The organism is Paenibacillus sp. 01T442 (assembly GCF_056398345.1).
Window position 1 is genome coordinate 37,488 of sequence record NZ_JBFTPF010000049.1, and the last position, 10,692, is coordinate 48,179.

General features: G+C 45.4%; 11 protein-coding genes. 7 read left to right on the plus strand and 4 right to left on the minus strand.

Annotation, left to right across the window (positions count from 1 at the left end; genetic code table 11):
- Window positions 1–80: 80 nt before the first annotated feature.
- From AC1DLM_RS25935 to AC1DLM_RS25945, 3 genes are all read left to right on the plus strand, one after another.
- Window positions 81–791 (plus strand): metallophosphoesterase family protein, encoded by a 711-nt coding sequence (locus AC1DLM_RS25935; protein WP_477571590.1) that lies wholly within the window; start codon window positions 81–83, stop codon window positions 789–791.
- 72 nt (window positions 792–863) lie between these two features.
- A complete protein-coding gene (locus tag AC1DLM_RS25940; RefSeq protein ID WP_441992452.1) occupies window positions 864–1,769 on the plus strand; it encodes a GyrI-like domain-containing protein in 906 nt (301 codons plus the stop codon).
- A 395-nt stretch (window positions 1,770–2,164) separates the two neighbouring features.
- Entirely contained in the window at window positions 2,165–2,407 is a 243-nt protein-coding gene (locus AC1DLM_RS25945) for an alpha/beta hydrolase (RefSeq protein WP_477571591.1), read from the plus strand.
- Window positions 2,408–2,577: 170 nt separating this feature from the next.
- On the opposite strand, the gene AC1DLM_RS25950 is transcribed toward AC1DLM_RS25945, so the two are convergent.
- The 4 genes from AC1DLM_RS25950 to AC1DLM_RS25965 all read right to left on the minus strand — a co-directional run bounded on the left by AC1DLM_RS25950 (window position 2,578) and on the right by AC1DLM_RS25965 (window position 5,478).
- Entirely contained in the window at window positions 2,578–2,949 is a 372-nt protein-coding gene (locus AC1DLM_RS25950; RefSeq protein WP_441992454.1) for a DoxX family protein, read from the minus strand.
- An 89-nt stretch (window positions 2,950–3,038) separates the two neighbouring features.
- Window positions 3,039–3,806, minus strand: a complete 768-nt coding sequence (locus AC1DLM_RS25955; RefSeq protein ID WP_477571592.1) for a DODA-type extradiol aromatic ring-opening family dioxygenase — start codon at window positions 3,804–3,806, stop codon at window positions 3,039–3,041.
- An 873-nt stretch (window positions 3,807–4,679) separates the two neighbouring features.
- Complete coding sequence (locus tag AC1DLM_RS25960; protein ID WP_477571593.1) at window positions 4,680–5,054, minus strand: ArsR/SmtB family transcription factor; 375 nt, start codon at window positions 5,052–5,054, stop codon at window positions 4,680–4,682.
- Between the two features lies 1 nt (window position 5,055).
- Window positions 5,056–5,478, minus strand: a complete 423-nt coding sequence (locus tag AC1DLM_RS25965) for an SRPBCC family protein (protein ID WP_441992606.1) — start codon at window positions 5,476–5,478, stop codon at window positions 5,056–5,058.
- Between the two features lie 234 nt (window positions 5,479–5,712).
- On the opposite strand from AC1DLM_RS25965, the gene AC1DLM_RS25970 reads away from it, so the two are divergent.
- The 4 genes from AC1DLM_RS25970 (at window position 5,713) to AC1DLM_RS25985 (ending at window position 10,500) form a co-directional block, all read left to right on the plus strand.
- Window positions 5,713–7,218, plus strand: a complete 1,506-nt coding sequence (locus AC1DLM_RS25970) for a spore germination protein (RefSeq protein WP_477571594.1) — start codon at window positions 5,713–5,715, stop codon at window positions 7,216–7,218.
- A 13-nt stretch (window positions 7,219–7,231) separates the two neighbouring features.
- Window positions 7,232–8,311: a GerAB/ArcD/ProY family transporter gene (locus AC1DLM_RS25975; RefSeq protein WP_441992604.1), complete on the plus strand. Its 1,080-nt coding sequence runs from the start codon at window positions 7,232–7,234 to the stop codon at window positions 8,309–8,311.
- Window positions 8,304–9,413, plus strand: coding sequence for a Ger(x)C family spore germination protein (locus AC1DLM_RS25980; protein WP_477571595.1), 1,110 nt, complete (start codon window positions 8,304–8,306; stop codon window positions 9,411–9,413). The genes AC1DLM_RS25975 and AC1DLM_RS25980 overlap by 8 nt, the downstream gene beginning before the upstream one ends.
- 100 nt (window positions 9,414–9,513) lie before the next feature.
- Complete coding sequence (locus AC1DLM_RS25985; RefSeq protein WP_477571597.1) at window positions 9,514–10,500, plus strand: Gfo/Idh/MocA family protein; 987 nt, start codon at window positions 9,514–9,516, stop codon at window positions 10,498–10,500.
- Window positions 10,501–10,692 lie beyond the last annotated feature (192 nt).

The following is a 10,692-nucleotide window of genomic DNA, read 5'->3' on the forward strand; positions in this document are numbered from 1 at the left end:
CAAGTGACGAAATATGCTAAAATAAGTTTCATATACATGGGAGTTTGACAAGAGAGAACATCATCAGGGGGGAACCGTCTATGAAACGATTGCTAGCTGTCAGCGATATCCACGGCTGTGCGGATGAATTTAAGGAATTACTAGATAAAGCAAAGTTTAATGCGGACGAGGACCAGCTTATTTTGCTGGGAGATTATGTAGACCGGGGACCAGCGAGTCGGGAGACTGTGGAGCATGTGATGTTCCTTGTGCGTGAGAAGGGTGCGATTGCCCTCAAAGGAAATCATGATCAGCGCTTTTTGGAAGTGATGGGCGGTACCGATGACTTGACGGAAATGAAGTTTTTTGAGCATGGGGGCATCCAGACGTTCCAAAGCTTTAGCGGAGTTAGGGATTTTGATTTGAAAACAGCGAAAGAGCGCATTCGGGCGAATTGCAGTGAGCATCTGGCCTTTTTACGTGAGCTGCCGCTTTATTACGAGAATGACACGCATATTTTTGTCCATGCCKGGCTGAATCCCGCTTATGCAGATTGGAAAACACAGCCGGAGCGGGACTTTATTTGGATTCGTGCACCGTTTGTGCAACAGAAAACAGTTGTGAAGAAGATTGTTGTATTTGGACATACGACGACGAAGGATATTCATGGGAAAGCGGAAGTGTGGTTTGATACGGACAAAATCGGGATCGATGGCGGTTGTGCCTACGGCCTGCAGTTGAATCTTCTTGAAATTAAGGGGAAGAATCAATACAAGACGTATTCCGTTGCTTCCAAAGGAAGTTGGAAATAAGGAGCAAGAAATATCAAGAAGCGTAGTTCCGAATGACGTAAACTGAGGTTAGGAAGTTGAAGGGGGCAGACGATGGACACCAATTATGAGACGCGGATTCAGAGGACGCTGGATCATATTGAGGAGCATCTGTCGGGTCCGCTGTCTGTTGAATGCTTAGCCGAGGTCGCCTGTTTCTCTGCCTTTCATTTTCATCGGGTTTTTCAAACGATGGTAGGCGACGCGGTGATGGAGTATGTGCGCAAAAGGAGATTAGCGAGAGCCGCTTTTCAAATCGCACACACCGAACAGAAGTTGATCGATATCGCCCTCGACAATGGCTTTGGGTCCCCGGAGAATTTCTCTAGGGCATTCAAAAAGGTGTTTGAACGTACGCCGCTTGCCTATCGCAAGCAAGGCATACGACCGCCTAACTATCCCAAAGTGAATGTGCTGGATCGGAAATTTAATCCCTATTTAGGAGGAATACGTATGGATTACGCATTGAAAACGAAACCTAGTTTTAAACTAATTGGATATGAATTGAAGACTTCCTGCAAGGAGGGGCAGAATCACCGAGATATCCCGTTGTTCTGGCAGACGTACATGCAAGAAGGGTTAGGGCAACATATTCCGAACCGTGTTCACACAGGGGTGCCCGTTGAGATTGGAGTTTGTGCGGATTTCAACTTGGAGAGCGGGGATTTGACTTACATCATTGGGATGGAGGCAACGAGCTTCGAGGACGTTCCTGAAAATATGGTATGTCGCGAGTTTCCAGAGGCGAATTACGCTGTATTCACGACACCGAAGGTGAAGCAAGAGCAGTTTGTGGCTTCGATTCAAAGTACGTGGCAGACGATTTTCACGGAATGGTTTCCTCATTCAGGGTACGAGCATGCGGGGAGTGCCGAGTTCGAATACTACGATGAGCGCTGTCATGCGAACCTGCATGAACTAGTGGAGATGGATATTTATATTCCAATCAAAGCGAAGTAAGCCGTGGAAATAGGATAGGTGCAGGATGTAACAAATGAGGAATCAATTGTCACGCAAATGACATCTGAATTTCATCTCGCTTTAAGGTTCGGAGCCTATAATGAAATTCGACCCCCTTTTAATATATATACCTTAGACCTGCGGCCCGTTGCTGTGGGTCTCTTTTTTTGTGCGGAGTCGGTGAAAAGGGCAGTGACTTGCAACCAATCTTTGAATCGATATCCCAAGAGATGATAGACGCGTTTTACTTGAACATTTCTGATCATGAAAAAGAAGAGCTGCTTCATATTTTAAAAAAGATTTATAGTAACTTATAAATTTTTTTGCGTGAATAGTTTGATATAAACACAAAAGCCTCCTTTGCTTTTCATACATGCGCCTTTACAGGAAGTTGGATGTGGAGCAAGTATATACTTCACTTCATCGACGAAGGTTGGGAATGCTATGTCATGAACTTGAGAAGTCACTATAAAAGTAGGCAACTAGATATGACTCGTATAACTTTCGAGGATTATTTGGAGGATATTCATGAGGCTATTGCTGAGTGTGGTGCTCCTCCGATTCTTATCGGATTTAGCATGGGAGGAATCTTGAGTGAGAAGGTGGCTGAAACCGTCAAGATCGCCGGGGTAGGGTGACCGCGGAGCATCTTCGTGCTGAGTATAGAGGGCTTTGGCATACCACGCATACTGGCGTGCTTGTAGGACAGAGATATAAGGAAGCGGTAGATGCAATTATGGGATGGTTAAAGGGAATTTAAAAGCGTGCGGGCCATAGGCTCGCACGCTTTTTTACTTGGTGGCGCCGCTTAGGCCCTCGCTCGCTCCTGTCCGCGCGAGCTTCGGATAACGAGGAATATCGCCATCGCGAGGAAGATCAGCAGCGGTATCGATGTCCGCATCCCCTCGTGGGAGCGGATATGGGTCAGCATTGCGCTCGCCATAATCATGGCGATAACACCAGCGGAGAGCAGGCTAATCCGCGGGTGCCAAAGGCCGATGATGAGCCCGGCTCCTGCGACGAGTTCGACGGCGCCGACGATATACATGAAACCTACACTGTACCCGTAGGTCGATGTGAAGACTTCCATTTGCAGCTCATGGGTGGACAGCTTCAAAATCCCGAACATGACAAACGCTGCTGCCAATAAGATTTGAATGATGCGAGTCGTCCATGTCAATGCCTGAGCACCTCTGTTTGTTGAAATTGGTTATGTTAGCATGTGCAACCTAACCAATTTCATGCGGGTAGTCATGCATGCAGCGCTACTTAGAATGAAACGGCCAAATAGCTCAGCGATCCAACCTCGTAGCTGCGGTGGATGATCTGGACTGGCCGCTCAGGATCACCGCTCCCCATCGCGATGTAGAGCGGGATGAAATGCTCAGGGCGCGGCACGGCCATCTTCGCATTAGGGGCTTCCGTGGCGTAGTTGAACAACGCATCTAGATTCTTAGCTTGCATATTGGCGGCAAGCCAATCGTCAAAAGCGACCGCCCAAGCATCCGGCTCGGTCGCATTCCAGTTCAACGCGCGCAGGTTATGCACGGTGGCGCCGCTGCCAATGATCAGGATGTCTTCCTGATCCAGGCCACGCAGAGCTTCGCCGATTCGGTACTGCTCGGCAGGTGGCAAATACGGATTCACCGAAATTTGAATGACAGGAACTTCAGGTGTAGGGAACATCCGTAACAATGGTACCCATGAGCCGTGGTCTAGGCCGCGTGTACGATCAAGCTGAACAGGAATACCCTTCGCTTGAAAGCGCTCCGCGATCGATTGTGCCAGTGTGGCATCCCCTTTGGCTGGGTATTTTAATTGGAAAAGCTCATCAGGAAAGCCGCGGAAATCATAGATGGTTTCATATACATCATTTGTGGAGGAAATGGTAAGTACTTCGGTTTCCCAATGCGCGGTGAAAATAACGATGGCTTTGGGTGACAGCTTTTTACCGTACTCGAGTAAAAATTGCGTACAAGCAGTATCCTGCAGCGCCATCATCGGTGAACCGTGCCCCACAAAAATCGGTGAAATCATGGAAAAACATCTCCTTTTATATGTTTAATGTACTTAAATATATTTAATTACTTTATGTAACTAATGATACGCTTTTGATTCTTCTGCGTCAAGTAAGTAAATTACTTTTTGTTAGTTTGTTGGAGGGGGAGGAGTTAAGCGTGTGGGTGAGGGATGAGGATGAGAGTGGGGAAGTGAAGTGGGGGGAAGCTGTTAGATGAAGTGAGTTGAGTAGATTAGAGTAGAGGTGAAGTGAAGTGAAGTGAAGTGAAGTGAAGTGAAGTGAAGCTAGTTGACGTGCCGTGAGGGGAGAGGGGGAACTGGAGTAGAGTAGAGTAGAGTGTAGCGTAGTTTAGTGAGAGTAAGAGTGAAAGTGAAAGTGAAAGTGAAAGTGAAAGTGAAAGTGAAAGTGAAAGTGATCCCACCCTAAGGCCAACTGAGCGCCTCTATCCGCACGCCGAGGGAGGTTGGTGCAAATAACTGGATTTTCTCCCGCTAATTTGAAGGGGGAATGTCTTTTTAAACGAATAACTGGATTTCCTACAGCTAATCCCTTCAATTTTTGGTCTATATGCCGAATCCCCTCGAATTAACTACATAATTTCCATCTATTTGGCGATTTCAAATGAAAACGCCATAATTAACTGGAGTTTTTCCATTTATTTCATTCTCGCAGCTCATCGCGACCTGCAATAGCCCATTCCATTCGATCGATCGCCGCAACTCTCCATCGGTCTCTGCCTGTATTCCTTCGCTTTCGGCCCATCTCAGCCCCTCACGGTAGGTGGCCACCGCTCTCTCATATCCCGTCAGTCGCCGCCGCCCTAGCCACCTCCACCTCAACGGCACATAACACAAAAGAGCCTCCCCAAACGGAGACTCTTCTCGCAAGATCTATTTCTCTGGATCCACCACTTCAAGTGGAGTGAATGTGAGCTCAGCTGCATCATCATCCTGCTCAACGAAACGTTTGAGCACATGGAGTTTATTTTCCCAATAGCGCTCGTAAAAGGAAAGCCAACGTTTGAGCTCCATCAGTGGCTCGGCCTCCAATCGGTAACGGGTCTCGCGGCCGACTTTGCGTTCTTTTACTAAGCCGGCCTCGGCGAGAATACGAAGATGCTTCGATACCGCTGTACGGCTCATGGGAAAATGGCCTGAGATGACAGTGACAGGCATTTCCTGATCACCCAGAAGCTGCAGCAGATGTCGTCGCGTGGGGTCGGCTATGGCCTGGAAGACGTCATGCTTTTGCGCGGGAATGGCCATATTAAGCCTCGATGTAAGCAGATAGCCTTTGGACGATGCCTGCCCAGCCTTGTGACATCGTATCGCGAACCGTATCATGCGGTTGACCGAATTCGGTAACTTTGTCGATATCCCAGCCGCCATGGGTGAGGGTGAACTGTGTTTTGCCATCTAACTCGGTCAATTCAAAAGATAAGAACCAATCCTTGCCCCAAGAGAAGCTTAGGCGATTGGGGGGATCTAATTCTGTAACCTTACAAGGGGATTTGCCGAAAGGGCCAGCTTCCAAATGGAATTCATAGCCGATTTCTGGCATGAAATTATTCGGCATGAACCAAACCGCGATGCCTTCAGAAGTGGATACAGCGTTCCACACTTTTTGTATAGGTGCGTTAAAAACAAGTGTTTGTTTAATATCAGGTAGGGATTGCATTTGATTTTCCATTGTTAAAAACCTCCAGTGTTTAGTGTTATTATTTACTCTTACCCTTAGTTTTCCCGCAAAATCACTTTTACATCGGACTCGCCAACGCGAAACCGTTTGGTTACATGTCTCATTATACGAAACCATTTGGTTTCGTGTCAAGATACGCGCCTAAGCGCAACTTTTGGGCGAAATGGAATATTTTAAGCGTAACTGCTCAGAATAATGGAAAGCTCTAGCAGGAGGGGATCGTGCGTGGCCATATGGGATCGTTTATTGTTTTCTTTCTCGCGGCAAGTAGATCGAGAGCCTACACGATTTGAGATACCTGTGTTAACGGAGCCTGCCAATACGAATGAGTCGGTTTCTTTAGCTCATATTCTGGAGCAATTTGAAGATTGTATTGATGTATTTCATCGAAACATACCTAGCGTCCAAGTTGATATTATTTATATTCCCCATATGATTGATCACACTCAATTGTCTCGGGAAGTCATGGATCCATTATCGAATGTGCAAACGGATGATTTAAGCCACATTTTGGAGCAGTCACAATTTGAAGAATCGGATGACCCTAAGGAAATTGTCATTGGGATACTGTCTGGGCAAGTGGCTATTTTTCATAACGAGAAGATATATTTGTTCTTTGTTTATGGCCCTGAAGCTAGGAGTGTGCAACAGTCCGAGACCGAGACCGTTATTACGGGGCCGCATGATGCGTTTACGGAAACAGCGGGTACGAATCTTTCGTTAGTGCGAAGAAGGGTAAAGAGCTCTCATCTAAAAGTGATCAAGCTAGAAGTCGGTGAAGTCACCAAAACCGTCGTATTTGTTCTGTATATCAAAGGGATTGCGAATATGGATCTGGTTAATGAATTTGTTCGGCGTATTCGTGGAATTGAGATTGATGCCGTCTACGATGGCAACATGTTCTCTCAGTATATCGATGATTTTCCTAATTCATTATTTCCGCAATTCTTAATGACGGAGCGTCCAGATACGGCCGTTTCCAAATTGGTGGGAGGTCGGATTCTGGCCATTGTAGATGGGAGTCCGTCCGTGGTGAGCGCTCCAACAGCTTTCTTCGACTTCTTTTCTTCCGCGGATGACTATTATCAGAGATGGTCTATTGGGACTGCTACTCGGATGCTTCGGTTTATCGCTTTTGTGATAACCATTACGTTTACAGCTGTCTATGTCTCCGTGACTACGTATCATTATGAGATGATACCTGAGGCGTTGATTTTGACGTTAAGAGAATCACGAAGTAAGGTGCCTTTTCCCCCCGTTATTGAAGCGATGTTGATGGAAGTAACGATAGAACTATTGCGAGAAGCGGGGGCTCGGTTGCCAACCAAAATCGGACAAACCATTGGCATCGTTGGCGGTATTGTTATTGGTCAAGCAGCCGTCCAAGCGGGGCTTACGAGCAACATTCTTATTATTGCAGTCGCTTCATCTGCGATATCGTCTTTTGTTATTCCAAGTTATGTGATGAGTGCATCGATTCGTCTTATCCGCTTTGGTTTAATATTGTTAGCGGGCATATGGGGGAATTTCGGTCTGATGGCGGGCATTGGTTATATTGTCATCCATTTATGTGGATTAACCAGCTTGGGGACTTCCTATTTATCTCCATTTGCTCCTACAAAATGGGTTGATTGGAAAGATGTTTTTATTCGGGGACCTTTCTCTATGTTGACAGCGCGCCCGAGTCAAGTAAAGACAACCAATTCGCAGAAGAATAAAATGAGAAAATAAGGATGATCCGTGCGTGAATGAGAAGTTGAACGGTTTCCATATCTTCATTTTGATTCATATGATACAAGTTGGTGTGGGGATTTTTGCTTTACCACGTATTGCAGCAGAATATTTTGGCTATAACGGTTGGCTCATGCTAGTTGTCATCGCTGCTATCGCTGCGTTTAATATTTACCTAATACGGGTCGTTTGGAAAATGGGAAACGGTGCAGATATATTTACTATTTTTGAAAGTTACTTGCCTAAGTGGATCGTTTTTCCGTTATATATCATTGTTGGCCTAACTTGGTCACTTACGGCTAGTCTGGTTGCAAAGGAGTATGTTCTGATTTTCCAAGTTACTGCATTTCCAACTGCAAACCCGATGTCTTTCATGTTCATTATCAGCCTGCTTGCGTATTTACTGCTCATTAAAGGCGTGTATACGATTGTGAAGGCAAGTACCGTATTTTTCTTTTTGGTATTGTGGATGATGCCTTTGGAAATTCCATTTTATAATGATTTGCAATTATCGCGATATACGCACTATATATTTCAAGAGGGGAAAGAGCACTGGACAGGTTTTTTTAATCTATATGGTTCTTTCTTGGGGTATGAGCTCTGCATGTTGTTGTTCCCCTATGTTCAGCAGAAAACGCGATTTATTACAGGTGTACAGCTATCTAGTGCGTTTAGCTTTCTTATTTATGTGAGTGTGTGCCTAATTTGCTTCGGTTTCTATAGCTTGCAGCAGTTGAAATTAATTATGTTTCCTTTTCTCGACTTACTTGCGTATATTAAATTTCCTTTTATCGAGCGAGCGGAGAATATCCTCTTTAGTTTTCTTGTTTTTCGGGTTCTCATTACGATTGTCATGTATCATTGGGCGGCGAGTTTATGTATGCAGCGAATTTTCAAAAATTTTAAGCTTAAGCGGATCACGTTATTTATGATGGTAATCACTTTTCTCATTTCGTTAATGCCAAGTGTGTTGGATGAAGTGGGTAAATGGTTGACTATTTGTACGTATTTGAATATTGCTTATTGCTTTGTCCTACCGATCTGTTTAATTGGTATTCTTTCTATTCAAAGGTGGCGAAAACAGCTTGTATAAGACGCGGTTTCAATGGCTGATTACTTGTATGTTGCTGATGACGATCACAGGCTGCGGGAATGACCAGCGGATCTTAGAGAAGATTGGACTGACACATACGACAGCATTTGATTTAATGCCTGGGGGGATGCTCAAGGTGACCAATAGTATTCCTCTAGCTGTGGATGAAGGCCGGAAGCCAAGAGAAGTCTTGACGACCATTTCCGATAGTAGCAAAAGTGCAAAAGTTGATCTCTCTAGGCAAACTCAATTGATTCTGGTCAGCGGCCAGATGCGTAATATTTTGTTCGGGACGACGCTGGCTCGTCGGGGATTTTGGGATGACATCGATACGCTTGTGAGGGATCCTTCTGTTTCACCGCGTGTCAAAGTGACCGTTGTAGATGGAGATGCCCATGACTTATTAATCAAAAACTACAGCAATTACTTGCGAACAGCGCAGTATATTGATCGGATGATGGAATCCGAAACGAGGTTTCAGAGCATTCCAAAGGTTACCTTATATGAGTTCACCAGAGATTATTACGATGATGGTATTGATCCTATTGCTCCCACTATTAAAGATATTGGCGACCATGTGAAGGTAAATGGCATTGCCTTGTTTCAGGATGATCGTTATCTAATGAAGATTGATGATAAGGAAACGATTTACTTTGCGATGTTAAGCAAAGATTTCAAGTTAGGTTCCTTACCTATGCGTCTAAGTAAAAATGAAGAGGCGAAGGAACTTGTGCTGTTCGATTCGTTGATTAGCAAACGGCGGATTCACACGACTCGCGCGGGTGGTAACTCGTTCATCGTGAATTTCGAGATTTCAGTAAGCGGTGTTATTTTGGAGTACATGGGAAGTTTGAAAATTAGCAAGGAAGAAGATCGGCATGCACTTGAGGACAAAATAGGAGAAAAAATTACCTCGCACATGGAAACTATGTTGAATGCTATGCAGAAGCATAATGTGGACAGCATCGGACTGGGAAACGAGATTAAGCGAATTGTTCCTTATAAGGAATGGAAAGCTATGAACTGGCGTGAGGTGTACCCCGAGATAGAGATTCATTGTCAAACGAAAGTAAAGATCAAGCATTACGGGAAATTTCAATGATTGTGCGGAAATCAGAGGGGCGATGAGATTGAATTCGGAGGGTGAATTTGGTAGGGTAGAAGTCAAAGAATATAGCTAGGATGAAGGAGTCATGGGGAAAATGATACGATTTGCAGTCATTGGTACGAACTGGATCACAGAGGAATTCATTCATGCGGCGCTCGAAACAGGAGAGTTCGAGTTGACCGCTGTATACTCACGCACGGCGGAAAAGGCTGCGGAATTCGCAGGGAAATTTGATGTTGAACATCAATTTACAGACTTAACAGCATTTGCACAAAGTGATGCGTTTGATGCTGTTTATATTGCAAGTCCGAACTCCTTGCATGCGGAGTATGCTGTTCATTGCATGAAGTATGGGAAGCATGTGATTTGCGAAAAGCCTGCGGCTTCTAATACGGCGGAGCTTGCTGCTATGATTGACACAGCGCGCAGCCATCAGGTTGTGTTCATGGAGGCGTTGAAGTCAACGCTCATGCCTAACTTCAAAGCGGTACAAGACAATTTACATAAGCTTGGCAAAGTGCGTCGTTATGTTGCGAGCTATGGTCAATACTCGTCCAGATATGATGCTTATAAGCAAGGTACTGTGTTGAATGCGTTTAATCCGGTGTTTTCAAATGGTTCGATGATGGATTTAGGTGTGTATTGTATTTATCCATTGGTTGTGTTGTTCGGTGCGCCTGAGCGGGTACAAGCGAGTGCGGTGATGCTGGAATCAGGCGTTGATGGCGAAGGTAGCTTGTTACTAAGCTACAAAGAGATGGATGCTGCGATTCAGCATTCCAAAATCGCTAGTTCCTACCTGCCGACCGAAATTCAAGGCGAACTTGCGACCATGGTCATCGATAAGATTAACCAGCCTGAGAAAGTGCAAATTCGTTACCGCGATGGCTCCGTAGAGGATCTGACGCGGGAGCAAAGCGCAAGAACGATGCGCTACGAGGCGGAGGAGTTTAGCCGGCTGATTAAGGCGGGCGACTTAGAGTCCCCGACGAACTCACATGCGAATTCCAGCGCGGCGATGGCTATTATGGATGAGGCGCGGAGACAGATCGGGCTGGTGTATCCGGCGGATCGGAAGTAACGCGGGAGCCTTTTCACGACCGACTAGCCGCGACTAACTGGAAAAACTCAGACTGTCGAGAAAGTCTCGACAGTCTTTATTATTTTCTTTTTAGTTCATCACATTACCGCGTTAATTTGGTATAATATAAGTATACTCTTGAAAGTGGTGAACCTCATGCTTCGCTCTAAACCGAATGACCCTCAATTAGAC